This window comes from Shewanella acanthi (assembly GCF_019457475.1).
Classification (GTDB): domain Bacteria; phylum Pseudomonadota; class Gammaproteobacteria; order Enterobacterales; family Shewanellaceae; genus Shewanella; species Shewanella acanthi.
Genome location: NZ_CP080413.1, coordinates 4,006,229 through 4,030,812, shown reverse-complemented (window position 1 = coordinate 4,030,812; position 24,584 = coordinate 4,006,229). Strand labels below are relative to the sequence as shown.

At 45.5% G+C, this 24,584-nt stretch carries 22 protein-coding genes; 10 read left to right on the top strand and 12 right to left on the bottom strand.

The features are described 5' to 3' along the window. The first annotated feature begins 7 nt into the window (after nucleotides 1–7). Nucleotides 8–1,003: an adenosine deaminase gene (add, locus tag K0H61_RS17275; RefSeq protein WP_220050686.1), complete on the top strand. Its 996-nt coding sequence runs from the start codon at nucleotides 8–10 to the stop codon at nucleotides 1,001–1,003. Nucleotides 1,004–1,068: 65 nt separating this feature from the next. On the opposite strand, the gene hemN is transcribed toward add, so the two are convergent. The 5 genes from hemN to K0H61_RS17250 all read right to left on the bottom strand — a co-directional run bounded on the left by hemN (nucleotide 1,069) and on the right by K0H61_RS17250 (nucleotide 5,965). Continuing rightward, nucleotides 1,069–2,445, bottom strand: a complete 1,377-nt coding sequence (gene hemN / locus K0H61_RS17270; RefSeq protein WP_258405977.1) for an oxygen-independent coproporphyrinogen III oxidase — start codon at nucleotides 2,443–2,445, stop codon at nucleotides 1,069–1,071. Between the two features lie 249 nt (nucleotides 2,446–2,694). Next, nucleotides 2,695–3,162 carry a DUF2489 domain-containing protein gene (locus tag K0H61_RS17265; protein ID WP_220050685.1) on the bottom strand — a complete coding sequence of 156 codons (468 nt, stop codon included), beginning with the start codon at nucleotides 3,160–3,162 and terminating at the stop codon, nucleotides 2,695–2,697. Between the two features lie 70 nt (nucleotides 3,163–3,232). Beyond that, on the bottom strand, nucleotides 3,233–3,793 hold the full coding sequence (yihI, locus tag K0H61_RS17260) for a Der GTPase-activating protein YihI (RefSeq protein ID WP_220050684.1): 561 nt from the start codon (nucleotides 3,791–3,793) through the stop codon (nucleotides 3,233–3,235). An 89-nt stretch (nucleotides 3,794–3,882) separates the two neighbouring features. Continuing rightward, complete coding sequence (locus K0H61_RS17255) at nucleotides 3,883–4,521, bottom strand: class I SAM-dependent methyltransferase (protein WP_220050683.1); 639 nt, start codon at nucleotides 4,519–4,521, stop codon at nucleotides 3,883–3,885. Between the two features lie 820 nt (nucleotides 4,522–5,341). Continuing rightward, the gene (locus tag K0H61_RS17250) at nucleotides 5,342–5,965 is read right to left on the bottom strand and encodes a c-type cytochrome (protein WP_220050682.1); all 624 of its coding nucleotides are present in this window, start codon (nucleotides 5,963–5,965) and stop codon (nucleotides 5,342–5,344) included. Nucleotides 5,966–6,135: 170 nt separating this feature from the next. Here K0H61_RS17250 and yihA point away from each other — a divergent pair, with 170 nt between their 5' ends. Next, a complete protein-coding gene (yihA, locus tag K0H61_RS17245; protein WP_220050681.1) occupies nucleotides 6,136–6,786 on the top strand; it encodes a ribosome biogenesis GTP-binding protein YihA/YsxC in 651 nt (216 codons plus the stop codon). An 809-nt stretch (nucleotides 6,787–7,595) separates the two neighbouring features. Here yihA and polA read toward each other — a convergent pair. Then, nucleotides 7,596–10,364, bottom strand: coding sequence for a DNA polymerase I (gene polA / locus K0H61_RS17240; protein WP_220050680.1), 2,769 nt, complete (start codon nucleotides 10,362–10,364; stop codon nucleotides 7,596–7,598). A 385-nt stretch (nucleotides 10,365–10,749) separates the two neighbouring features. Between polA and elbB the strand changes: the two genes are divergently transcribed. Beyond that, nucleotides 10,750–11,409: an isoprenoid biosynthesis glyoxalase ElbB gene (gene elbB, locus K0H61_RS17235; protein ID WP_220050679.1), complete on the top strand. Its 660-nt coding sequence runs from the start codon at nucleotides 10,750–10,752 to the stop codon at nucleotides 11,407–11,409. 161 nt (nucleotides 11,410–11,570) lie between these two features. On the opposite strand, the gene glpG is transcribed toward elbB, so the two are convergent. The 5 genes from glpG to K0H61_RS17210 all read right to left on the bottom strand — a co-directional run bounded on the left by glpG (nucleotide 11,571) and on the right by K0H61_RS17210 (nucleotide 16,229). Then, nucleotides 11,571–12,404 (bottom strand): rhomboid family intramembrane serine protease GlpG, encoded by an 834-nt coding sequence (gene glpG / locus K0H61_RS17230; RefSeq protein WP_220050678.1) that lies wholly within the window; start codon nucleotides 12,402–12,404, stop codon nucleotides 11,571–11,573. Next, entirely contained in the window at nucleotides 12,401–12,706 is a 306-nt protein-coding gene (gene glpE / locus K0H61_RS17225; RefSeq protein WP_220052805.1) for a thiosulfate sulfurtransferase GlpE, read from the bottom strand. Before glpE ends, glpG begins: the two co-directional genes overlap by 4 nt. Before the next feature lie 104 nt (nucleotides 12,707–12,810). Continuing rightward, complete coding sequence (gene tdh, locus K0H61_RS17220) at nucleotides 12,811–13,836, bottom strand: L-threonine 3-dehydrogenase (protein ID WP_220050677.1); 1,026 nt, start codon at nucleotides 13,834–13,836, stop codon at nucleotides 12,811–12,813. A gap of 277 nt (nucleotides 13,837–14,113) precedes the next feature. Next, on the bottom strand, nucleotides 14,114–15,307 hold the full coding sequence (locus tag K0H61_RS17215; RefSeq protein ID WP_220050676.1) for a glycine C-acetyltransferase: 1,194 nt from the start codon (nucleotides 15,305–15,307) through the stop codon (nucleotides 14,114–14,116). A 274-nt stretch (nucleotides 15,308–15,581) separates the two neighbouring features. Continuing rightward, the gene (locus K0H61_RS17210; RefSeq protein ID WP_220050675.1) at nucleotides 15,582–16,229 is read right to left on the bottom strand and encodes a TetR/AcrR family transcriptional regulator; all 648 of its coding nucleotides are present in this window, start codon (nucleotides 16,227–16,229) and stop codon (nucleotides 15,582–15,584) included. A gap of 237 nt (nucleotides 16,230–16,466) precedes the next feature. Between K0H61_RS17210 and waaA the strand changes: the two genes are divergently transcribed. Further along, nucleotides 16,467–17,774, top strand: a complete 1,308-nt coding sequence (waaA, locus tag K0H61_RS17205; protein ID WP_220050674.1) for a lipid IV(A) 3-deoxy-D-manno-octulosonic acid transferase — start codon at nucleotides 16,467–16,469, stop codon at nucleotides 17,772–17,774. A gap of 25 nt (nucleotides 17,775–17,799) precedes the next feature. On the opposite strand, the gene K0H61_RS17200 is transcribed toward waaA, so the two are convergent. Continuing rightward, complete coding sequence (locus tag K0H61_RS17200) at nucleotides 17,800–18,534, bottom strand: 3-deoxy-D-manno-octulosonic acid kinase (protein WP_220050673.1); 735 nt, start codon at nucleotides 18,532–18,534, stop codon at nucleotides 17,800–17,802. A gap of 89 nt (nucleotides 18,535–18,623) precedes the next feature. Between K0H61_RS17200 and K0H61_RS17195 the strand changes: the two genes are divergently transcribed. From K0H61_RS17195 to K0H61_RS17170, 6 genes are all read left to right on the top strand, one after another. Beyond that, nucleotides 18,624–19,652 (top strand): glycosyltransferase family 9 protein, encoded by a 1,029-nt coding sequence (locus tag K0H61_RS17195; RefSeq protein WP_220050672.1) that lies wholly within the window; start codon nucleotides 18,624–18,626, stop codon nucleotides 19,650–19,652. Nucleotides 19,653–19,694: 42 nt separating this feature from the next. Beyond that, on the top strand, nucleotides 19,695–20,588 hold the full coding sequence (locus tag K0H61_RS17190; RefSeq protein WP_220050671.1) for a polysaccharide pyruvyl transferase family protein: 894 nt from the start codon (nucleotides 19,695–19,697) through the stop codon (nucleotides 20,586–20,588). A 44-nt stretch (nucleotides 20,589–20,632) separates the two neighbouring features. Next, nucleotides 20,633–21,694, top strand: a complete 1,062-nt coding sequence (locus tag K0H61_RS17185) for a CDP-glycerol glycerophosphotransferase family protein (RefSeq protein WP_220050670.1) — start codon at nucleotides 20,633–20,635, stop codon at nucleotides 21,692–21,694. A gap of 10 nt (nucleotides 21,695–21,704) precedes the next feature. Then, nucleotides 21,705–22,469, top strand: coding sequence for a glycosyltransferase family 2 protein (locus K0H61_RS17180; RefSeq protein WP_220050669.1), 765 nt, complete (start codon nucleotides 21,705–21,707; stop codon nucleotides 22,467–22,469). Nucleotides 22,470–22,507: 38 nt separating this feature from the next. Further along, complete coding sequence (coaD, locus tag K0H61_RS17175) at nucleotides 22,508–22,999, top strand: pantetheine-phosphate adenylyltransferase (protein ID WP_220050668.1); 492 nt, start codon at nucleotides 22,508–22,510, stop codon at nucleotides 22,997–22,999. A gap of 106 nt (nucleotides 23,000–23,105) precedes the next feature. Continuing rightward, on the top strand, nucleotides 23,106–24,575 hold the full coding sequence (locus K0H61_RS17170) for a capsule assembly Wzi family protein (protein ID WP_220050667.1): 1,470 nt from the start codon (nucleotides 23,106–23,108) through the stop codon (nucleotides 24,573–24,575). Nucleotides 24,576–24,584: the final 9 nt, after the last annotated feature.

Genomic DNA, 24,584 nt, shown 5'->3' with positions numbered 1-24,584 from the left:
GTTAATCATGATAAATACATCCATTCCATTGGTGGATCTGCATCGGCATTTAGACGGTAATGTTCGAGTCAACACTATTTGGGAGCTTGCACATCAACATGGTATTAAATTACCAGTTGATTCTATTGATAAATTAGTTCCATTTGTTCAAATCCAAGGTAAGGAATCCAGTTTAGTGGCCTTTCTGTCAAAGCTGGATTGGATGGTGGCGGTGCTTGCCGATTTAGATGCGGTAAAACGTGTAGCCTATGAGAACGTTGCCGATGCGGCGGTATCTGGGCTCGATTACGCCGAGCTGCGTTTTAGTCCATTCTATATGGCGATGAATCATAAGTTGCCGATTGAAGGCGTGGTCGAAGCGGTAATTGACGGCGTAAAAGCGGGTCTTAAGGATCATAAGGTTAAGATTAATCTCATTGGCATTTTATCGCGCACCTTCGGTCAAGCGGCCTGTATGCAGGAGCTTGAGGGCTTACTCGCCCATAAACAGCATTTAGTGGCGATGGATATTGCCGGTGATGAGTTAGGTTTCCCTGGTGCACTTTTTAACGATCATTTTAAAAAGGTACGTGATGCAGGCCTTGCTATCACCGCCCATGCGGGGGAAGCTGCTGGAGCACAGAGCATGTGGCAGGCGATTCAAGAGCTTGGCGCGACTCGTATTGGCCACGGGGTAAATGCAATCCGCGATCCTAGGTTGATGGAGTATTTAGCCAAACATGGTATTGGTATTGAGTCCTGCCCTACGAGTAATTTGCATACCTCTACAGTGGCATCCTATGCGGCGCATCCCTTTAAGAATTTTTTAAATGCGGGCATTCCTATAAGCTTAAATACCGACGATCCGGGTGTGAGTGCTATCGATATAAAGCACGAGTACCGCATTGCTAAATCGGAACTAGGGTTAACGAATGCAGAGCTGGCTCTGGTGCAACGCAATGGTATCGAGATGGCGTTTATTTCAGACAGTGAGCGCAAGGCACTGTATGCCGCTAAAACTTAAGTGTTGAAAGCGAGGCAATAAAAAATCCGACCCTAGGGTCGGATTTTTTATTGGAGTGTGAAAGCTTAAATCACTCGTGAGAACTGTTGCTGGCGCGCCTTTTGACGGTAATAAAGGTCAAAGCACATACAGATGTTACGGATCAATAGACGCCCCGTTGGGCTAATAGTGATTTTTCTATCTGTTACTTCAACTAATTTATCGTCAATGAAGGTTTGCAGCAGTTTTAAATCTTCGGCGAAGTACTCTTCGAAGTTAATACCCAGTTTGGCATCGATTTTTGCCATATCTAAGTCGAAGTGGCATATCAGCTGTTTAATCACTACGCGGCGAATTTCATCATCACGGTTTAAGCTACAACCCTTCCACAGGGCGTGACCGTCTTTATCGATTGCTTCGTAGTATGGACGAATGTCCTTTTGGTTTTGGGCGTAACAGTCGCCAATTTGGCTGATTGATGACACGCCTAAACCCAATAGGTCACATTCTTCTTGGGTGGTGTAACCTTGGAAGTTACGGTGCAGTTTGCCTTCACGTTGCAGTTTAGCTAACTCATCATCTGGCTTCGCGAAGTGGTCCATGCCGATATATTGATAACCCGCACCGGTTAAGGTCTCTATGGTTTGATGCAGCATATCGAGTTTTTGTTTAGGTGACGGTAAATGCTCATCTTTAATCTTACGCTGCGCCGCAAAACGTGCTGGCAAGTGGGCATAGTTAAACACCGACAGACGGTCCGGTGACAGATCAAGCACGCGCTGCATAGTCGCTGCAAAGGTCTCTGGTGTTTGATGCGGCAACCCGTAGATTAAATCGATGTTGGTCGATACGAAGCCCATAGCCTTGGCTTTGGCCATCAAATCGAAAATAAATTGTTCGTCTTGCTCGCGGTTTACGGCCACTTGCACTTCTTTGTTGAAGTCTTGCACCCCAATCGAAATACGATTAAAGCCGGCTTCTTTCAAGGTATCGAGCATTGAAAGCTCAATCTCGCGGGGGTCGACTTCAATTGAGAATTCGCCTTCATCGGCAAAGTTAAAGTTAGCCTTGATTAGCGCGGTTAACTTTAGGATTTGCTCAGGGTTTAAGAAGGTTGGCGTACCGCCGCCCCAGTGCATTTGGGTCACGCTATAGTGCTTGAAAAGCGGAGCACGTTTAATGATTTCATGGCTGAGATACTCGATGTATTGATCTGCCTTATGGGCATGGCGAGTAATGACTTTATTACAGCCACAGTAATAGCAAAGTTTGGCGCAGAACGGGATATGAATATACAGCGAGAGTTTGTCACTCTTGCTGTTTTCAATGGCAGTTAATAGGTGTTGTTCTGTAAATGAGTCGTCGAACTCTAGCGCCGTTGGATAAGACGTATAACGGGGACCGCTGTAGTTATATTTTTCGATCATCGACTGATCCCAGCTTATCTGAGTGGGCTGCTTCAAGGCGTGTCCTCCGAGGGTAAATTAGCAACAAACGAAGTATGCAAGGTTCTAACTTAAATAACCTTGATCTAGGTTGTAAAATTGATCTCTGTCTTTTTAGAAGTTACGCAATATCTATGAAAAGTAGACGAATGTCAGTTGGTTTTTGGAGGTTTTGTGCGCAGGCTCACGGGAGAATCTAGCTTAGGAAGGAGGGAAGTGATACTGGCCTCGAAACACCAAACGTGGGTTTCGAGGCTTGTTAAATTGCTAGTGTGTTGCTTTAAGTTGGTAGGTTGAAAGCTTCTTGGCATCTTCGCTGATAGCATCAGCTAATTCGGCCTCTGACTTCATTCGCACAAAATCGAGCTTCATCCGCTGTTGTTTTGGCAGTTCCTTGCGGGCCTCCATAATGGGATGATCTTTGATTAGCTCAAAATGTTTAAAAAGTCCTGGAAACTCTGGCGCAACACGCTCACTCAAGGACAATATTTCAAACAATCGCCCGATACGAACTACACCTTCGGACACTTCACAGCGGTCTTCAATCATCGCTAAGGCGATATAGCGAATATCCTCTAACACTTGCTCACGCTTTGCATTAGCAGTCGCATCACGTTCGGCAACAATCGCTTGTTGGCGCTGGGTTTGTTGCTTAAGTTTGAGGAGCAGAAAGGTGGCGTAACTGCTGAGGGCTACAATGATGATAAAGCCGAGAATAATAAGAGTGGTAGACACGAATACTCCTTAGTCAGACCCTAGAAAAACAGAGCCATAAAGACTCTGTTTTTATGCTTACAGCAGGCAATTAAAACTTGTCTTGATAATCTTTCAGTAGTTCAGCACCGGATTCAAAGCGGTCGAACAGATCGTCATCTGAGTCGCTTTTAGCTTTGGATTTAGCTGGTGCCTCCTCTTCTAGCTCATCGCTAATTCCCAGTTTGACCATGAGCGCTTCAATTTTGTTGAGTTGCTGATCTAACCATTTTTGATCTGCATCGTTCAGGTCGCGACCTTCTTCAAGCATGTCGAGTAACTGGTTTAATCTTGGATCTTCTTCCAATTTCAGCAGTTTTTGCTCATCAGTCATTTTGGGCTGTTTTACTTTAGCTAAGGCAACCGCAGTTTCGTTTGCTGCTGCCACAACCAATTGCACAGGTTTTTTACTGCCATGACGAGGATCTTTCTTTTGGCCCGCTTTTTGTTGCGGCGCTTGAGCCTGGATCATGCCTTCATTGTGGCGGCTGCCAGATTTATTGCCCTTTTCTGCGCGCTTACCCGTGACTACAGCACGGTCTTGCTTCTTTACTCGAGGCTGTAATTTAGGGGCGTTCTCGCCGCCCTTGCGTGATTTCTTGCTACGAGACATGTTTTTCTCAATTGTTTACAACGTGTGGCCCTGTCGACTCGGCATATACCATCGGCAAGGTGCTAAATTTGGTCGGCTGTTATACCAGATTATGATGTTTTTTGCATCAAAACGAGGTCTTTCGCGGCAAATAATAGTTCAAAATCGCTATTATGGGCTAAATGTTCGAAGGTTTTTCGTTGATAAAAACTCACATGGGTGAGGTTATTCTTATAATGCCACTTGGCAAAACCCTCTAAATCAACCAATAAAGGCGTGCTGATAGCAAGCCAGCCACTGGGTTTCAGCAGGCGGGAGAGCAAGCTCCATTCTTTAACTGGATATTGAAAATGCTCAAACACTCGGTAGCAACAGATGAAATCATATTCCTGCTTTAGCGTCTCGTGGTCGGGGGCAAAGAAAGGGTCATACTGGTTAAGCGTGTGCCCAGCTCGTTCAATGCTAATCAGACTATCTTGGTCTAAAATCCGGCCAAAGTTCAGTCCAATGAGACTCCCTTTTTGATGTTGCTGCATTTGTTCAAGAAAGGGCAGGATAAACTGGGATAATTGACGCTGCTTTGAGGCTATGCGTGAGCGGCCATAACGTTGTCTTTCAGCGGCTGGGGGGAGATGACTTTTAGCGTCGGCAAATGCGAGTCCACATGTCTGACAAATATAAAAACAGCGTTTTTTATCCTGCAGTAGCAAGTCTGTTTGAGTATTTTGACAAAGGGGACATCTGCGCATTGAGTCATCAAGAAAAGTATTAAGGCCTTGATTGTAACAATTATATTGCCCAAGTGCACATTTTTAGGAAGGTGGAATTAAGCTGGAAAATGCTAAAGAAAAAGGCGGCAGTTAAACTGCCGCCTCACAATCGGTACAATGCGCACCTTATTCTGATTCCAAGTATCCGTACTTGCTATGCGACTTTCCCGGTCGGTATCCTTCTTTTTTTTAATGCTTTCCCTGCACTTTTCTCGTTATCGGTCTTCCAGACACTTAATTAATTACTGTCGCCATCCTGACCACAGTTTCCGTAGATGGTCTCAAGACTCATCACTAAGCAGCGTCTTCACTGACGTTAAGTTAACCATCCATGTTACTTAAAAGTACCTTCCCATGATAACTAGCGTCCAACCAGTGCATCCAAAGTTTTTAGCTTCTTTTGCCACAGTCTGAATCATTCTGACTGTTCTCTAGTGGGGCAAGCTCCCTTGAGTGTAAGGCTGAATTTGCTATTGCAAACTGGCGTTATCGGCCATCCCCTACAAAAGTGTACTGACCTGGACTTCAAAGCGAAATCACGACTCTTGTTATTATTAGAGAGTGGTCTTAATCGTATTATTGTTATTAAGTATCTTTATTCTTATATCTTGAATGTTAAACATACCGAAATCTGTGAGTTGTGATTAAATTTTTTATACAAACAGATGGGTTTATCTCGGTACGGGGCATATTAAAACCAAATACGTGATCTATGTCAAGCCAAAGTCGCCTCAGTTTACGTCAACGTAAACTTTGATTGGTAAAAAAAGGGTGCTTAGCACCCTTTATTGACTCAAACTTATTTTAGGCTGGATAGATACTTAGACAGTGCATCAATATCGCTGTCACTTAACTTTTTAGCGACGTCTTGCATCATACCATTGAGATCATTATGACGACTGGTGTCACGGAACTTCGTCAGTTGAATTTTAATATAGTTAGCATGTTGCCCTGCTAGCGCAGGGAAACCGGCTGACTCGGCGCCTTTGCCTTCAGGACCGTGACAGGCTAAACAGGCGGTAATCCCACGAGCCACATCGCCACCTTTGTAGAGTTTTTCTCCTAACTCTGGAACATCTTTAACATCAGCAGTTTGAATTGCTTGGCTAGAGAAGTAGGCGCTAATATCCAGAATATCTTGATCACTTAGAGGCATTGCCATGCCACTCATGATAGGATCCATACGGCCGTCCTTACCACCCGATTGCGCGGCGCTACGGAAATCATGTAGTTGCTTTTGGAGGTAAGATTCGTGTTGACCCGCAAGTTTTGGGTACATGTCGATCATGCTGTTGCCATCCATGCCGTGACATGCAGAGCAGACGATAACTTTGGTTTTTCCCGCTTCAGCATTACCTTCAGCAATAACTGGTGAAGATATGGCGGCAACTACAACAGACAGCGCAAAAGCTAACTTTTTCATGGCGTTCCAACTTCTAGTTAAGATTATTATCCTGAGCTCGCAATTGTGTTAAGCAAGCGTGGTAAAAGGTGTATCTGTGTGATCGGAGTAATATTTTACACGAAAACGTGGAAAAGTAAGCAAATCTTCTTAAATTATGGTAATGCGCACTAAAATATTTGGAGTAAATAGTGACCGAATCTCAAATCGATTTTCGCAGGGCGAAATTTTTAATCAGTGCACCAGACATTGCACATTTGGATCAATATCTGCCCGGTGATGTTGGTGTTGAAATTGCGTTTGCTGGCCGCTCCAATGCTGGTAAATCAAGCGCACTCAATGCTTTAACCGAGCAGAAAAACTTAGCGCGTACCAGTAAAACTCCGGGTCGTACTCAGTTGATTAACGTGTTCGAATTAGATGCTCAGCGCCGCTTAGTTGACTTACCTGGTTATGGTTTTGCTCAGGTACCACTGGCGATGAAGCTCAAGTGGCAGCACTCACTGGGCGAGTACCTACAAAAGCGCGCCTGTTTAAGCGGTGTGGTTGTGTTAATGGATATTCGTCATCCATTAAAAGACTTAGACATGCAGATGATCGAGTGGGCGGTGGCGAGTGAGATCCCTGTGCTAGCTCTGCTAACAAAATCCGACAAACTTGCGCAAAGTGCCAAAATGAAAACCGTGAACGAAGTGCGTAAGGCGCTAGTCGAGTTCGGTGACTGGGTTCAAGTGGAACCATTCTCAGCGCTTAAGGGTACGGGCAAACCTAAGGTGCTAAGTATTTTGAATGAATGGTGCCACCCACAGTGGCTGGCCAATGAAGAGTCTTCAAAAGACTAATCCCTCCTATTACGCAGTCGACTAGCTGTCCTATGCTAGTTGGCTGTATGAGCCTTATTTCCCGCAGTATCGCCATATTCCATCAGTTAATTCATTAATTTAGAGCAAAAAAATAGCCGATAACATTTGCTATCGGCCGAAATTTTAGCTCTTTTGGGGAGAGGCTAAATTCAACAAGACTCAAGCACCATCGAATGACCTTCAATGGTTCTCAATGAGTACAGCATACATCGATTTAAATCTTATTTAAAGTAATTACTCTAGAAATTATTTCATGTTGAAAAAAAGCCAAAAAAAAGCCCCAGCAAGCAAGTTGCTGGGGCGCCAGAATTTGGCTCGTCACTTTAAGTGAAATAAAGGTCTGAAAGATAGAACATCTTAACCTCTGTACCCTACGCAGAGAATAATACGTCATTTATCTTAAAATAGGAAACAGTTTTTTTCAAAAAGTGATAATAATGTGCGTTTGGTCTCAATAGTTGTTTGAAAAAGCGACTGATTTTGATCGAAAAATTTCATAATTCACGAATTAACTCTCTGAATTGCCATGATTATTGATTTTTAGGTACGAAACTGACTAGGAATGATGATTTTTTACGGGTGGCGACTGGGTGGATAAACGCCATTTGTTGTGAAAACCGAACGAATGAAGAGAAATTGCTTAGCTTTGGCTGATGGCTATCGAATCTTCTTATTAATAGATGAATGAGTTATGGAGTGTTTTCTCACCGTAATAGGGTTGGATATACAAAAAGGGCTTATCCCTGCGGAATAAGCCCTTCAATATTTGAAATTAAGCGAAACTGAGATTAGTGCGCCTCGTCCCAGTTATCGCCAAGTCCTGCTTCTGCTAACAGCTCAACATCGAGTTGCACTGCGCCGGCCATTAATTGGCAAACCTTGAGTTTTAGCTCTTCTGCTTTATCTGCATCGACCTCAAATACCAGTTCGTCATGAACTTGCATGATCATGGTGATTTCACCCTTGGTTTCGGTTTTTATCCAATCGGCAATGCTGATCATGGCCTTTTTAATGATATCTGCCGCTGTGCCTTGCATCGGGGCGTTAATCGCGGCGCGCTCTGCAGCTTGGCGACGCATGGCGTTGCGGTCACGAATTTCTGGCAGATAGAGGCGACGGCCAAAGAGGGTGGAAACATAGCCTAATTCGGCGGCGCTGGCGCGGGTTTCCTCCATATATCTCAATACGCCTGGGTAACGGGCAAAGTAAGTGTCGATATAACTTTGGGCTTCGTTACGGGGAATATCGAGCTGACGGGCTAAGCCGAAGGCCGACATACCATAAATCAGACCAAAGTTAACGGCCTTGGCACGGCGTCGCTGTTCGGTCGTGACGTCTTCAAAGTCGGTACCAAAAACTTCGGCAGCGGTAGCGCGGTGAATGTCTTTACCCTCGGCAAAGGCTTTGAGTAGGCCGTCATCTTGGGAGAGATGCGCCATGATCCTCAGTTCGATTTGTGAATAGTCCGCAGCGAGAATCTTACGACCCTGTGGGGCAATGAATGCTTGGCGAATACGGCGACCCTCTTCATTGCGGATCGGAATATTCTGCAGGTTAGGCTCGCTCGATGATAAGCGACCCGTTGCCGCGTTGGCTTGATGGTAGCTTGTGTGTACACGACCCGTTTTTGCATTAACCATCAGCGGCAGTTTATCGGTATAAGTGCTCTTTAATTTGGTTAAGCTGCGGTGCTCAAGGATGACCTTAGGCAGTGGATAATCTAATGCCAATTCCACTAAGACTTCTTCGGCAGTTGAAGGTGCGCCCTTAGGCGTCTTTTTAATAACCGGATAACCCAACTTCTCAAAAAATAGGGTTTGCAGCTGCTTTGGCGAACTTAAGTTGAATTTCTCGCCGGCTATCTCGTAGGCCTTGGTTTCAAGGTCATCGATTTTACGCGCTAATTCATCGCTTTGTTGGCCCAGTAGCATGCTGTCGATAAACACACCTTGGCGCTCGATATCCGATAGCACTTGGATAAGCGGCAGTTCGATATCGCTAAATACTGCAGCTAGCTTGTCTTCTTTTTCGATTCTTGGCCACAGATGTTGGTGTAAGCGCAGGGTAATATCGGCATCTTCTGCCGCATAGGGCGCAGCGGTCTCTAGTGAAATTTGGTTAAAGGTTAATTGCTTAGCGCCTTTGCCTGCGATGTCTTCAAAGCCAATATTTTTATGGCCTAAATATTTGAGCGCCAGGCCGTCCATATCGTGGCGGGATGCGACAGAATTAAACACGTAGGATTCGAGCATAGTGTCGAAGACGACACCTTGAAGCTTGATGCCCGCATTTGCCAGCACGCTCATATCGTATTTAATGTTTTGGCCGACTTTTTTAATTTCAGGATTTTCTAAAATCGGGCGCAGCTTTTCTAGCACTAACTGTTTGTCTAGCTGTGTTGGCGCGCCAACATAATCGTGGGCTACAGGAAGGTAGGCTGCTTTGCCGACTTCAATTGAAAATGACAGTCCAACCAATTGCGCCTGCATATAGTCGAGGCTGGTGGTTTCAGTATCCACAGCTATGAGCGGTGCCTGCTTAAGCTGGCTAATCCATTGATCTAGCTGTGTTTCGGTTAGAATCGTCTCGTAGTGGGTCTCAATGTTGGCCGCTGGCGTTACGTCTTCTTGAGTTTCCACCGCTGTGCTTGGCACTGCTACAGAATTAGGAGCTTTGTTATCTAACACTTCGGCGAGCCAGCGCTTAAATTCCATCTCACCGTAGCATTTGATTAGTTCGTCTCGGTCGGCTGGTTTGACGGTCAGTTCATGCCAATCCTGCTCAAGCTCAACATCGGTTTTGATGGTAGCAAGCGCATAGGACAGCTCAAGCATTTCGGCATTTTCGATGATCTTGGCGCCCATGGTTTTTGAGCCTCTAAAGCCTAATTCTGCTACTTTTTCTGGCTCAGCCAATAACTTTGCTACACCACCGGCACCGGTAAGCATGGCGAGTGCGGTTTTCTCGCCTACTCCAGGTAAACCCGGAATGTTATCGGCCTTATCGCCCATTAGAGCGAGTAAATCGATAATCAGTTCAGGGCCAACACCAAATTTTTCGGTGACTTCAGCAGGCCCCATGATGGTATCTGTCATGGTGTTGATCAGGGTGATATGTTCATCAACCAGTTGCGCCATATCCTTATCACCGGTGCTGATGAGTACTGCTCGTTGTTCACTACTGGCTTGACGGGCGATAGTGCCAATCACGTCGTCGGCCTCAACGCCTGGGATTGAAATTAGGGGTAGACCTAAGGCGCGAATAATGCGGTGCAGGGGCTCGATTTGCGAGCGTAGATCATCGGGCATCGGTGGGCGATGAGCCTTGTAATCGCTATACATGTCATTGCGGAACGTTTTGCCCTTGGCGTCGAATACCACGGCGATGTGACTCGGTTGATAGCGGGATAATAAACTGCGTAGCATGTTGACTACGCCATATACAGCACCAGTTGCTTCGCCCTTTGAGTTTGTCAGGTGAGGAGGCGCATAATAAGCGCGATATAAATAGGAAGATCCATCCACAAGGACAAGTGGGTTATTTGCAATGGTAGGCATAAGTAATTTTCGTTTATCGATGACGTAGATGGCGGTAAGCATGCCACAGAAGTGGTTTTTCAGCCACGGCAAATTGACTCTCAGCCTGTGGATAAGTCTGTGAGTGAAAAAGTCAACTGTGAATTATGGCGATGATTACGGCTTGGTGCGATATTTTTAAGTTGTTGATTATTATTGTTTTTAAAAAATTGTGTGAGTTCGATAAAGTTTCCTGAAAAATCATCCTGATTTGTGGATTTTTTATTGTCTCCGTAAAATATCTGCTAGCTGGCTTAATTTTGACCGTCCATCAGATTCGACGAACTAAGTTAGCATGATTTTTAATCAGATCAACACATTTGTTTCTAGTTTGTTAAAACCAAATGACATAAGAAGGGCATTTTTAATGAAAAAAATCGCAGTATTACTCAGTGGGTGCGGTGTTTTCGATGGAACAGAGATCCATGAATCGGTTTTAACCTTATTATCTTTGGCTAAAGCTGGGGCGCAATATCAGTGTTTTGCAACCAATATCAATCAGATGCATGTTGTTAATCATGCTACCGGAGAGGTTGATGCTGCAGCGACCCGAAACGTTTTAGTCGAGTCGGCTCGTATTGCCCGGGGCGATGTTAAGGACACAATTGAGTTAGATGTACATGACTTTGATGCGCTGATTGTGCCTGGTGGTTTTGGGGCCGCGAAAAATTTGTGCAACTTCGCTACTAACGGCAGTGAATGCGAAGTTAACCTATTAGTCACTGATTTTATTAATGAGTTTATTGTAACTAAAAAGCCAGTTGGTTTTATGTGCATCGCACCTATGATGATCCCGCGCCTCTACGGCCACGGCGCTAAGGGCACGATTGGCAATGACATTGATACCGTTGCTGCATTTAATTTAATGGGTGGCGCCCATCAAGAGGCGACAGTTCATGAGATTGTTGTCGATGAGATCCACAACATTGTGAGTACTCCTGCCTATATGTTGGCGGGTAATATCGCAGAAGCACATTCGGGTATCGAAAAGCTAGTGCATAAGGTATTAGAGTTAGCCAGTAAATAAGTTGCTGGTGGACTGATTAGTATGCCCCAGTTTTGTTGGGGCATCATTTTATGGGGTGTTTTAAGGTGATATCTGCCTTGGAACCAGCACGGTCACTATCACTGATGGCAATTAAATCGGTTTCATTTTGGCTTTAGCAAATGCTGGTTTCAGTTATCGCGTTATTTTTTACGGCTATCAAATAGACCTTGGGCTAAGCCAATCAACAAACCACCAATATGGGCGCCGTTGGCGACAGAAACCCCTAAGAAATCGGTAAAGCCTAATACCAGCCACAGCATCATAAAGCCCATGTAGGAAGGGGGTAGGCCAATCCCTGCGCTGGGTTTGCGAAGACCCATTACCCAAGTGTATCCCACGACGGCATACACCACGCCCGAGAGTCCACCAAAGTTTGGGCCAGTCACATAGTACTGAACCACGTTAGGCAGTGTCCCCGCGACGACTAGCAATATCAGCAGTGGTGTGGTGCCGATGCGAGTTTCAATTCTGCCCCCTAAGTACCACCACCATAATAGGTTGAAGATGATATGCATGGCGGAGAAATGCAGCAGGCTAGGGGTAAACACTCGCCAGAACTGGACCGTACTCGTGTCTGGCACCGCACCAAAATAGGAAAGCGCTTCGTAAACTGGCGCGCCAAAACCAAGGTTCATGGCGGCATAAATCAGTGTACAAAGAGCAAAAATAACGAGGGTGAGTGGGCCTGCGCCAGTAATAAATTGGCTGAAAAGTTGTAGTGATGGCGCGCCATAATCGAGTTTGGCTTCAGTATCGCCATGTTCCCAAGAGGCTTGTAGGTATTTGTTCTCGTATGGATTAGCGATGAAGTGGGCAAACTCTTTGCTGGCAAGCTCGGCATCTTTGTCGTGGGTCACCACAATGGCGACTCCCTGCATTAGCGGCTGGACTTGGCACTCAATCTGTTTACCTTTGAGGTAATCGACGAAGGCCTGCGCGGCTCTGCTATTGGGGAGTCGACCAATTTCTATCATGCATTGGCCTCATGCCATGCACTAAAGCCACCATCGAGACTGTAAACATCATCGAAACCCTGTTCACACAGGTATTGCGCGGCCGTTTGGCTGCTGATGCCGTGGTAACACACAACCACTAATGGGCTATCCATGTCCGCTTGGCTGATAAATTGCGCCAAGTTGTCATTATTTAAGTTAACTGCGCCAGCGATATGGCCGTTGCTGAAGCTATTACCATCGCGAATATCGACGATTTGTACTGACTTAGACTCGGTCATTTGCACTAATTGGTTGACGCTTAAGTGTTTAAAGGAAGACATAATAAAACCTGAAATTGCAGAGGTAGGATTACCTTGGGATAAGTGTGCAATAAGGGGCTGCATGTGTACAGCCCCTTGTTTTAATAGGTGACACTTCTGAGAGATTAATCCCAGCTTAAAATCACTTTACCGGATTGGCCAGAACCCATGGCGTCGAAGCCTTTTTGGAAATCTTCGATCTTGTAGTGGTGAGTGATGATAGGTGAAATGTCTAAGCCAGATTGGATTAGGCTTGCCATCTTGTACCAAGTTTCGAACATCTCACGGCCGTAAATGCCTTTGATCACTAGACCTTTGAAGATCACTTTGCTCCAGTCGATCGCCATTTCGCCGCCTGGAATACCCAGCATGGCGATTTTGCCACCGTGGTTCATGGTGTCTAACATCGCGTGGAACGCCGTTGGTACGCCTGACATTTCCAGACCCACATCGAAACCTTCGGTCATGCCGAGTTCCGCCATTACGTCCTTCAGGTTTTCTTTAGCAACGTTAACCGCGCGAGTCGCGCCCATCTTACGGGCCAGCTCTAAACGGTATTCGTTAACATCGGTGATCACCACGTGGCGAGCACCAACATGGCGACATACGGCCGCAGCCATAATACCGATTGGGCCAGCGCCTGTAATTAACACGTCTTCGCCCACTAAATCGAATGACAACGCAGTGTGCACAGCGTTACCGAATGGGTCGAAGATAGAGGCTAAATCATCGCTGATATCGTCTGGGATTTTGAAGGCGTTAAACGCTGGGATAACTAAGTATTCAGCAAATGAACCTTCGCGGTTTACACCGACACCTGAGGTGTTGCGGCATAAATGGGTACGACCCGCACGGCAGTTACGGCAGTGACCACAGGTGATGTGACCTTCACCAGAAACGCGGTCACCAATGTTAAAACCGCGAACTTCTTGACCGATGCCAACCACTTCACCCACGTATTCGTGGCCAACGACCATAGGTACAGGAATGGTTTTTTGTGACCATTCGTCCCAGTTATAAATGTGCATGTCGGTGCCGCAAATCGCGGTCTTTTTAATCTTGATCAGCAGATCGTTGTGGCCCATTTCAGGTTTAGGCGCATCGACTAACCAAATACCTTTTTCGGCTTTTAACTTGCTTAGTGCTTTCATTTTGTAGAGTCCTAGGACGTATTGGTGTTTCGAGATTAAATTTTGTTCGTTCTGGCAAGCTCGTACTCGCGAAGCGAGGAATGACGTGTAGTTATTCTACTCAAATGACGAGTGACAAAGAGTAAGTGCTTGCCAGACGAACCCTTCGGGCAGCGTTTGGCTGACGTTTCTGCTACGTTATCGTCCGTTTATGTAGAATAACTACACGGCACGGACTTTGCCTTGCATAAACACCAGCCAAATTGCTGCAAAAATAACCCTGAAACGTCAATACGCCCTAGATAATCGCCATTTCTTTAGCGATACGGGTAAAGGCTTCAATCGCTTTGTCTAGCTGCTCACGAGTGTGCGCGGCTGACATTTGAGTACGGATACGGGCTTGTCCCTTTGGAACCACAGGGAATGAGAAGCCAATAACGTAAATGTGTTCTGCCAATAGGCGGTTGGCAAAATCGCTCGCCAGTTTGGCATCGCCAATCATCACTGGGATAATCGCGTGGTCTGCGCCGCCTAAGGTAAAGCCCGCCGCCGACATTTGCTCGCGGAAGTAACGGCTGTTTTCCCATACTGCTTCGCGCAGCGCTTGGCCTGATTTCAGCATCTCTAACACATGGATAGACGCGGTCACGATAGATGGCGCTAATGAGTTAGAGAACAAGTAAGGGCGTGAGCGTTGACGTAACCAGTCGATGACTTCTTTTTTACCTGAAGTGAAACCGCCCGATGCACCGCCTAAGGCCTTGCCTAGAGTGCCGGTGATGATGTCAACGCGACCCATCACGCCACAGTGTTCGTGTGAACCTCGGCCATTTTGACCGACAAAGCCGACGGCATGTGAGTCGTCAACCATCACTAACGCGCCGTATTTATCGGCTAAATCACACACGCCCTGAAGGTTGGCAATCACGCCGTCCATTGAGAATACGCCGTCGGTGGCGATTAAAATGTTACGTGCGCCTGCTTCTTTTGCGGCGATTAGCTGCGTTTCTAAATCCGCCATGTCGTTGTTGGCGTAACGGAAACGCTTAGCCTTACATAAACGCACGCCGTCGATGATAGAAGCGTGGTTTAAGGCATCGGAGATGATGGCATCTTCGGCATCTAACAGAGTTTCGAACAGACCCGCGTTGGCGTCGAAGCAAGAAGAATACAGAATCGTGTCTTCCATACCGAGGAATTCACTTAGGCTGGCTTCGAGTTGTTTGTGGATATCTTGGGTACCACAAATAAAGCGTACCGACGCCATGCCAAAGCCGTGACTGTCTAAGCCGTTTTGGGCCGCTTTGATGAGTTCAGGATGGTTGGCTAGTCCTAAGTAGTTGTTGGCACAAAAGTTAACAACTTCTTGGTGATTTACTTGAATGGCGGTCTGTTGCGGTGAGGCAATTACACGCTCACTTTTGTATAAACCTTCTGCTTTAACGTCTGCAAGCTGTTGATTAATTTGGGCGTAGAATGAGGTAGAAGCCACCTGATATCTCCTTAGTTAACTTTATTCTGATTCTGGGAGTGGCGGCATTCTAACGCTAAACCCAATTGGCCTACAGCCTTTTTTTCATGCGACCTAGAAGGATAAATTAGTTTAGGGCTACAGGGGTTTTTACATTATAAAAACTAATGCTTAACATGGGCTGTTGGATTAATTAAGTCTAGCCCGTTTGGCATTGATTAGATGATAGTCGCTCACATCCAAAATGTTCTCATTTTGAGTTGGATTCTGGATGCGAGTTCCTCTAAAGAGAGGCTTAAGCCGCAGGGTTTTGGGCGAGGGCTTGGTAATGTTGCTCAAGGCGACTGAAGATCGGCTGCGATGACGTCGTAGAGTATGCTTGGAAAATCATCAATACCCGCAGTACGCCTTCGTAGAGGATTTCCTTGGTGATGGTAGAAGCGCTTGATTGAGTAAGTTGGTAGCTAATCCAGAAGGTAACCAGCATTTTAATGGTGTCGGCCAGTTGGGTAACCTTATCCTCGGCGATATTTAAATAACCATCGATACGAATTTTATTTAGTACTTGGCTGGAGCGGGTCAGAACTTGTTGCTGGGCATGAAGATAGCGCTTTTTCAAATCTTCGTCGCGGGCCAGAATGTCTGCCAAGTTGGCATACATAAAACGAAATTGCCACAGGGTGTAGAACATGGCATCGAAGTAACCAATTAAATGCTCGATACTGGCTTGGCCACCTTCGTAGATTTTAAAGCCAGATTCGAGATGGCTTTCATATTGGTCAAAAATAGAACGAATTATGTCTTCTTTATTGCGGAAGTGGTAATAAAGATTTCCCGGACTCATATTCAAATGGGCGGCAATATGATTGGTGGTGATATTTCTTTCGCCGTGCTCATTGAATAGCTCAAGGCTAGCATAGATGATTTTGTCGCGGGTTTTCATACGTGTTCCAAGTGGTCAGTAAAGCGAGCTAGTTGATTACTAGAGTCAATCAACCATGGCTTCACTACTGGTAAATTATCCCTAATTCGAATCGCGTTAGTTCTATGTTCGACAGAACAACAGTTCAATACGATTTGTCTATCCAAAAAACCTCTGAAACTCGTATCTTGAAGTCGCTTGGATATATTATGCTAACATTGCCATCATTCAACAGGCAAAATTCATCAGCACGATTTTATGAATCGATTTCTTTACAGTGCACTGCTTTATCTTTTGTCACCACTACTTATCGTGTATTTAGCCTTTCGCGCTATTAAGAGCCCGGATTATCGTGGCCGCTGGGGCGAGCGATTTGGTTTAAGTCGCTTAGATAAAACGGATTTGTTAATCCATTCTGTTTCCATGGGCGAAACCTTAGCGGCCATTCCACTTATTCGGCAGATTCTGCAAACCCATCCTGAACTTAAGCTCACTGTCACAACGACAAGTCCAACGGGTTCTGCCGAGGTGCGAAAGGCCTTCGGTAATACAGTACAGCATTGTTATCTGCCATTCGATTTACCACTGTGTATTGGACGATTTTTATCTCAGCTGTCGCCGCGCGCTATGGTCATTATGGAAACTGAACTTTGGCCCAATTTACTTGCCATTGCGTCAAAACGTGGCGTGGGCCTGATGCTCGCCAATGCAAGACTCTCGGCTAAATCAGCAGCGCAATATGCCAAATACCCAAAACTCACCCAGCCTATGTTGCAGGCGTTAGATTTGATTGCAGTGCAAAGCGAAGATGAAGCCAAGCGTTTTATTGATCTCGGAATTGACGCTGAAAAAGTCACTGTCTGTGGCAGTTTAAAGTTCGATTTATTTATTAGCGCCGAGCGCATTGCAGCTGCCAAAGAGTTAAGACTCAGTTGGGGGCGCGATGCTGCTCCCGTGTGGGTGGCAGGCAGTGTTCACCCCGGTGAATTTGACGCTGTGTTAACCGCCCATAGACTGGTGCTGGCTAAGTGGCCTGATGCCCTATTGATTATGGCGCCGCGTCACCCCGAACAATTTAATGCATTAGCCGAACTCGTTGCCGGGAAAGGGTTTGAGTCTGTGCGCCGCAGTGAGGGAGGGGAGCTATCTGCCAATACCCAAGTGCTGGTGGGCGATACCATGGGCGAGCTTTTAACTTTTTATGGCGCAGCGGATCAGGCGTTTGTTGGCGGCTCATTAATTGTTCATGGTGGTCATAATCCGTTAGAGCCAGTGGCGATGGCTGTGCCTGTTATGGTGGGGCCCAACCATAGGGACTTTGCGCAAATCACGCAGATGCTTAATGAGGCTGGCAGCCTAAGAATCGTCGCTAGCGCAAAGGAACTGGCTGAGGACCTTATCCACTATTTCGAATCTCCTGTACTAAGGAAAGATGCGGCACAAGCTGGGCTTAAGGTGGTTGCCGCAAACCGTGGTGCGGTGCAGCGACAATTTGCGCTGGTGGAATCCCTACTAGCGCAAACTGAGAAAGCGAAAACCGAGAAGGCGCAAACTGCTAAGCGTTAAGTCGCGAGATGTCAGCCTGATAACGTTAACCTTGGTAACCTTTTACTAACGCAGCCCAATTATCTGGGGTGAAAGCGAGATTGGGCTCTTTACCCTGTTCCTTGTTAAAGGAGCGCAGGAGTCTATCGAGGTTAGCCTGTTGCCAGCCTTGGTTTGGTGTTCTTAACTCACCGCGGTCAAAATCGATAAGGTAAAAGCACTCTTCTCCATTTACCTCTGCTGGTTGGCACAGAATATTCTTGGCATTGAGGTCGGCATGGTAAACTCCGCGCCGATGAAACTTAGCAATACAGGCGCCTAGGGTCTGCCATTGTTGCTCGTTCATCGCGCCCTTAGACAATTTAGCGACCAGATCCTCGGCACCTTCAACCCGCTCAATAATGATGTCGGCGCGGTAAAAAATAGAGTCGCGCACTATATTCACCGCTATGGGTTTAGGTACGGCAAAGTGTTCGCGATAGAGAATATCCAACAATCTTAACTCGCCCATAGCGCGGGTGTTTTCCAATCCCGTATACATATAGGCATCTTTGCTGAATTTGCCCATTAGACCGCCGCGCCAGTAATGGCGTAACACCCATTGGTTGCCATTAGACTCCACGAACCATGTGGTGTAGCGTCCCTTAGATGAACCCACAACGGCCGCTTTTTCACGCCAAAAATCCACCGAAAACCACTCCTGCGTGATTTCTAAAGGCGTATCCTGGCAAAGAGCAATATAGCCCTCAGGCGTTTTTACTATGTTCAATTGTGAGCTCATGGAGGATTTGTTGACTTAAGCGTGGAACCTAGGGCCATTCTACATTAAGATCCTCAGCTTGCGCTAAATAACCTTAAAGAGCTAATCGCTTGAGTTTAGATCCTAATACCATGAACTCCCTCTGTTTGCTTAGGCTATCGGCCATCGGCGACGTTTGTCATGCCGTCGCTATGGTGCAGGCGATACAAAGGCAATATCCCCACCTTAAAATTACATGGGTGATCGGCAAAGTGGAATATCAACTGCTTAAGCATTTGCCGGACATTGAATTCGTAATCTTTGATAAGTCCAAAGGGTGGCGTAGTTACTTCAATTTACGTGATGCCTTAAAGGGGCGACGTTTCGATGTGCTGCTGCATATGCAGGTCGCGCTGCGGGCGACGCTAGCATCACTGGCGATTTCAGCTAAGGTGCGCATTGGCTTTGACCGTGCTCGCGCGAAAGAAGGCCAATGGTTGGTAACTAATCACCAAGTCGAGCCTTTAGGGCAGCCACATGTACTTGAAGGTTTTATGGGATTTGCCAAGGCATTAGGCGTTAAAGATTTAACGCCGCAGTGGAATATCCCTGTACCTGAGGCTGATACTGCTTTTGCCGCAGAGCAAATTGGTGAGGGTGAAAAGGTATTAGTGATTTGTGCCGCAGCCAGTAAGGCTGAGCGTAATTGGTTGCCTGAGCGATATGCTGAGCTTGCCGACCATGCGGCTTCCAAGGGATATCGAGTTATCCTCTGCGGCGGTCCAACGGCGCTAGAGAAGAATTTAGCCGAACAAATCATTGCGGCATCAACGTCGAACTTAGAAAACCTCGTCGGCAAGACTAGCCTGACGCAATTACTTGCCATTCTAAAACGCGCCAGCGTGGTGCTCGCGCCCGATACGGGGCCTGCGCATATGGCAGTAACTCAAGGCACACCGGTGATAGGTCTTTATGCCCACTCAAATCCTGGTCGTACGGGACCCTATTTATCACAGCAATATGTGGTCAGCGCCTATGATCAGGCCATTGCTTCACAGCATCAGGGAGACGTGAAATGGGGAACCCGAGCTAGGGGTGAACACCTGATGGAAATGATTAGCGTTGATGCGGTGATAGAGAAGTTTGATCAAATACATTAATTATTTAGTTGACTTTGTTTTGTATAAGTTAAAGGGTAGGTAGTGAATAAATTATCTAATAAACAGCATGTTAAGTTATATTATTTTACTAGTTTTAAAAATTTTGGTGACTTATTAAGTGCTAGTTTGTTTGAAAGAATTGCAGGGGTAGATATCCGTTGTTGTGTCGCAAAAAAATGCGAAATTGTAGCTGTTGGTAGTTTGCTTCAACGGTTTCTTGCTTTGAAGCCATTCAGTTTTATCCGTCGTCTATTTAGTGCTTCAGCCATTGTATGGGGTTCTGGATTTATGAATTCGCCGAAGACGAGTAAATCTTTGTATCGTAGTTTAGATGTTAAAGCGGTAAGAGGATTAAAAACGCTAGAAGTCCTAAAAAAAATGGATCATGTCAAGATATCTGAAAAACTAGCAATCGGAGATCCTGGTCTTCTCGCATCCTGCATTTTTGATACGAGCCATATCAAAAAGAAATATGCACTTGGCATAGTGGTTCACTATAAGGATAAGAATCATCCGTTACTGAGTAAAATTAATGTTAAAAATTCAGTGTTTATTGATATTTCACAAGAGCCTTTAGAATTTATGATGCAACTAGCTGAATGTGAAAATGTTCTAGCCAGTGCAATGCATGCTCTTATTGCAGCTGATTCTTTAGGTATCCCCAATGTCAGAATGACCACAAAAGATGTTGGTGTAGGCGATTATAAATTTAATGATTATTACTCAGCATTTGGTTTAAGAGAACATAGAATAATCAACCTTAATTTACGTGATTTTTCAGATGGTGATGTAATTGATATTGAAAAAAATTACCCGATAAATTCAGACAAAGTCAAAGAAATTCAATCTGCATTGATTGAAAGTTTTCCCATTAAGAATAAAGAATATACTGAGTTTAAACACTCATTGATAAATGGTGTTAGTTCACCAAATTAATCCCTATTTTACTCGGGGCATTATTTATTGAAATGTGAGTTATTATGGCTGCTAAACGTTACTTAATGTACATTTCACAAAATTACTCTTATGCCATTCTTAGGCCTCTTCAACAGGTTATTAAGAACAGGGGGGATTCAGTCCGTTGGTTTTTGGAGGGCGATGAAGTTGATCCTACATTTTTGGCTGTGGATGAAGAACGATTAAATACAATTGATGATGTTATTCATTGGAAACCCGATGCAGTTTTTGTCCCTGGGAATATGGTTCCTAATTTTATTCCTGGAGTTAAAGTTCAGGTTTTTCATGGACTTAATTCTGGAAAGGTGAATCGAAAGGGACGCGAATATCATTTTGAAATTAGGCACTGCTTTGATTTGTATTGTACCCAAGGACCATCAACTACGAACAAGTTCAATGAGCTAGCTGATAAGTTTGGTACGTTTTCAGTTGTTGAAACTGGGTGGCCTGTATTAGATCCTTTATTTAAAGGTATTCAAAATAATCCCTTTATCGATTCAGCAGACCAAAGGCCGGTAGTCTTATTTTGCTCAACATTTTCGCCTCGGCTCACCTGTGCACCAATTGTATTTGATGAAATTCAACGATTGTCTAAGCAAGGAAATTGGCGTTGGTTGGTGCAATTTCACCCCAAAATGGATAGTAAAATAGTCAAGCAATACAAAGAAGCGCAGAACGAAAATTTATGTTTTGTTGAAACGGATGATGTTATCCCCTTATTAAAGGCCGCAGATGTAATGCTGTGTGATACATCATCTGTTTTACAAATGTTTTTACTGCAAAACAAACCAGTGGTTACTTTTAATAATAGTGCACCTGCAGATCATTTAATCGATATCCACCATGTTGAAGATATAGAAAAGTCATTAGAACAGGCGTTGAGCTTCCCTGTAGAGTTAATGACAAATATCAAAAATTATTGCGAGCAAGTTCACCCATACAAAGATGGTTTATCGAGTCAGCGAGTGTTGCAGGCAACTGATACTTTGATTGATAGAGGGACTTCTGAGCTGAAGTGTAAACCCTTAAATTTATTACGGCACTTAAAGTTGCGTCGTAAGTTAGGTTATTGGAAATTAAGGTAGAAATCAGAAGATGAAAAAACACTCCCTATCAGTAATGTTGATTACTAAAAATGAGGCTGATCGCGTAGAACGATGCTTATCTTCGGTTGTTGGTATTGCGGATGAAATTATCGTTCTAGATAGTGGTTCAACCGATGACACCTTAAAAATTTGTGCCCAGTATACAGACAAAATTACGGTTACAGATTGGCCTGGTTTTGGTAAACAGAAGCAAAGGGCGCTTGAGCAAACGACTTGTGATTGGGTGCTTTCAATTGATGCTGATGAGGCTCTGGATGGCACTATGCAGTCAGCATTACTGCAATTGTTGTCGCAGGATAAGATTCAAGAGTCTGCTTTTAATTTACCTTGGGGGGTCACCCTGTATGGTAAAACGTTAAAGTATGGTCGAAGTGCTCGATCAGTCTTACGACTCTTTAAGCGGGAGGGGGCTCGATATACCTTAGATGAGGTACATGAAACGGTTATTCCTGTAGAAGGCAAAATAGGCCAATTAAAAGGATTACTGTTGCATTACACTCACCGTGATTATGGTCATGGCTTAGATAAAGCGGCACAGTATGCTTGGCTGGGATCGCAAAAGTATCATCGTAAAGGTAAAAAATCTTACGGCTTAACTTTGGCATTGATGCGAGGATTTTGGACATTTTTCCAAATTTACGTGTTGCGACTTGGTTTTTTGGATGGACGGGTTGGTTTTATTATGGCAATGACCTATGCACAGGTAAACTTTAACAAATACGTAGGGTTGTGGTTGTTAGAGAACAACCGCTAAAACATTTTAACTGTAATGGACATTTCTTGAGTCAGCCTATGCATACAAGAGCTATTTACCCCGGAACTTTCGATCCCATCACCAATGGTCACGCCGATTTAATCGAGCGTGCCGCTAAGTTATTCCAGCATGTGACTATTGGGATTGCCGCTAGCCCATCAAAGCAGCCTAAGTTTTCCCTTGAGGAGCGTGTGGAATTAGTCAATCGTGTGACTGCACACTTAGATAATGTGGAAGTGGTGGGTTTCTCGGGGCTGTTGGTCGATTTTGCTAAGGAGCAAAAGGCGAGTGTGTTAGTGCGGGGTTTGCGGGCGGTTTCAGATTTTGAGTATGAGTTCCAATTGGCGAATATGAATCGTCGCTTAAGCCCAGATCTTGAAAGCGTGTTTTTAACGCCTGCCGAAGAAAACTCGTTTATCTCTTCGACCTTAGTGAAGGAAGTGGCGTTGCATGGTGGTGATGTGAGCCAGTTTGTTCATCCTGATGTCGCAAGTGCTTTAACTGCCAAATTGAAATCGATTAAGCCATAAATGTTTAAGAAAAAACGATGTGAGAGCCGAGTTCGCATAATCCCCCGGATTTGTGGTATTTTTAGCGCCTTCGCTTTGTATAGGCTCTCGACGATAAAAGGATGTTATGAAGGCTTTTTTTACCCCCTCAATCCTCGCAATCAGTGTTGCATCTAGTCTTGTATTGTCTCCTACGCTGGCCGCCCCTTGGGTAGATGCATCGGATATTTACCTTCGAGCCGATATTCAGGCGTTGGCGGATGCTGGCGTAATTAGTGTGCCAGTAAATACCTTCCCGCTGATGTGGTCGGGCATTGGCGCGGATCTCGCCAAGGTCGAGCCTGAGCGGCTTACGCCACAATTGGTGCAGGCCTTTGCCCGCGTTAACTTTTACTATCAAAATGCCGTCGATAATCGTGGCAATGCCAGAGTCAAACTCTCAGGGGCAAGTGACTCGGCAAGATTTCAGCACTATGGCAGTGATTACCGCGAAAAGGGCGAAATCAAAGGCTCATACGAGTATTTAGGCCCACACATTGCCTATAAGACCACAGTGGCAGAAACCTATGATCCCCAGGATGGAAAAAACTTCCGCCTCGATGAGTCATATTTTTCGGTGATTTTTGGTAATTGGATCACGACGTTAGGTTCCATGGAGCAATGGTGGGGGCCGGGTGTGGATTCTGCCCTGCATCGTTCTAACAATGCGCGCCCAATGCCATCACTCACCTTGAGTCGTAATCGCGCTACCGCCTTCGAAACCCCATGGTTATCTTGGATTGGCCCTTGGACCTTTAAGACGGGTTTCAGTATTGCCGAAGCCGACCGCGCTGTGCCCAAAACCGCTGAATGGGATATGCGTCTCACCGCTAAGCCGATTAAGCAGTTAGAAGTCGGTTTGGCTTGGTCGACCCTGTTTTGCGGCGAAGGCCAAGAATGTGACTACGATGCTTGGTGGGATTCTCTCTCTGGTCATTCGGTGTGTAATGATGGTACTAACAGCTGTTTGGCCGAAGACCGCCACGATGCGGGGCATAGAACTCAAAGTATTGATCTGCGTTACGGCGATACTTGGCAGGGAGTTCCTGTGGGTATCTATACCGAATATAGCTGCGAGAATGGCAGCGACTGTGGTTCGCTCTGGGGTATCGATACCCACTTTGGCAGTGCGTCCCAGCAGTACAAGGTCTTCCTCGAATATTCTGATACCTATGTGAAATGCAATGGTGAGGGTAACTGCTTCTACGAAGATCCAGTTTATTTGAGTGGCTCACGCTTCTATGGCCGCGCGTTGGGCTCGACCTATGACAGTGATGCCAAAGCATTGGTATTTGGTATGATTGGTCAATTTAGTAATAGCCGCGGTTTTACCTCGTTATTGCGTTACGCCCAATTGAATTATGATGGCAGCAATGTGGCCACAACTTGGGCGCCGCAGCCCGAGCAGGAAGACTTGCTGATGCTTGAACTCTCCTACCGTATGCCCGTTTGGAAAGGGATGTGGAGTATCGGCGGCACGGTTTCACAGTCGGAGTTTGAGGTTAAGGACAATGAAACCGATGCCACTATCTTTAGTAGTTTTGAGTATCGGTTTTAATCTTTAGGG

What these genes read in the sequence shown, in the direction of transcription:
- add (WP_220050686.1), top strand. Translation starts at nt 8, where the DNA reads ATGATAAATACATCCATTCCATTGGTGGATCTGCATCGGCATTTAGAC.
- yihI (WP_220050684.1), bottom strand. Translation starts at nt 3,793, where the DNA reads ATGTCTCGTAGCAAGAAATCACGCAAGGGCGGCGAGAACGCCCCTAAA.
- K0H61_RS17255 (WP_220050683.1), bottom strand. Translation starts at nt 4,521, where the DNA reads ATGCGCAGATGTCCCCTTTGTCAAAATACTCAAACAGACTTGCTACTG.
- K0H61_RS17250 (WP_220050682.1), bottom strand. Translation starts at nt 5,965, where the DNA reads ATGAAAAAGTTAGCTTTTGCGCTGTCTGTTGTAGTTGCCGCCATATCT.
- polA (WP_220050680.1), bottom strand. Translation starts at nt 10,364, where the DNA reads ATGCCTACCATTGCAAATAACCCACTTGTCCTTGTGGATGGATCTTCC.
- elbB (WP_220050679.1), top strand. Translation starts at nt 10,750, where the DNA reads ATGAAAAAAATCGCAGTATTACTCAGTGGGTGCGGTGTTTTCGATGGA.
- glpG (WP_220050678.1), bottom strand. Translation starts at nt 12,404, where the DNA reads ATGATAGAAATTGGTCGACTCCCCAATAGCAGAGCCGCGCAGGCCTTC.
- glpE (WP_220052805.1), bottom strand. Translation starts at nt 12,706, where the DNA reads ATGTCTTCCTTTAAACACTTAAGCGTCAACCAATTAGTGCAAATGACC.
- tdh (WP_220050677.1), bottom strand. Translation starts at nt 13,836, where the DNA reads ATGAAAGCACTAAGCAAGTTAAAAGCCGAAAAAGGTATTTGGTTAGTC.
- K0H61_RS17210 (WP_220050675.1), bottom strand. Translation starts at nt 16,229, where the DNA reads ATGAAAACCCGCGACAAAATCATCTATGCTAGCCTTGAGCTATTCAAT.
- waaA (WP_220050674.1), top strand. Translation starts at nt 16,467, where the DNA reads ATGAATCGATTTCTTTACAGTGCACTGCTTTATCTTTTGTCACCACTA.
- K0H61_RS17200 (WP_220050673.1), bottom strand. Translation starts at nt 18,534, where the DNA reads ATGAGCTCACAATTGAACATAGTAAAAACGCCTGAGGGCTATATTGCT.
- K0H61_RS17185 (WP_220050670.1), top strand. Translation starts at nt 20,633, where the DNA reads ATGGCTGCTAAACGTTACTTAATGTACATTTCACAAAATTACTCTTAT.
- K0H61_RS17180 (WP_220050669.1), top strand. Translation starts at nt 21,705, where the DNA reads ATGAAAAAACACTCCCTATCAGTAATGTTGATTACTAAAAATGAGGCT.
- coaD (WP_220050668.1), top strand. Translation starts at nt 22,508, where the DNA reads ATGCATACAAGAGCTATTTACCCCGGAACTTTCGATCCCATCACCAAT.
- K0H61_RS17170 (WP_220050667.1), top strand. Translation starts at nt 23,106, where the DNA reads ATGAAGGCTTTTTTTACCCCCTCAATCCTCGCAATCAGTGTTGCATCT.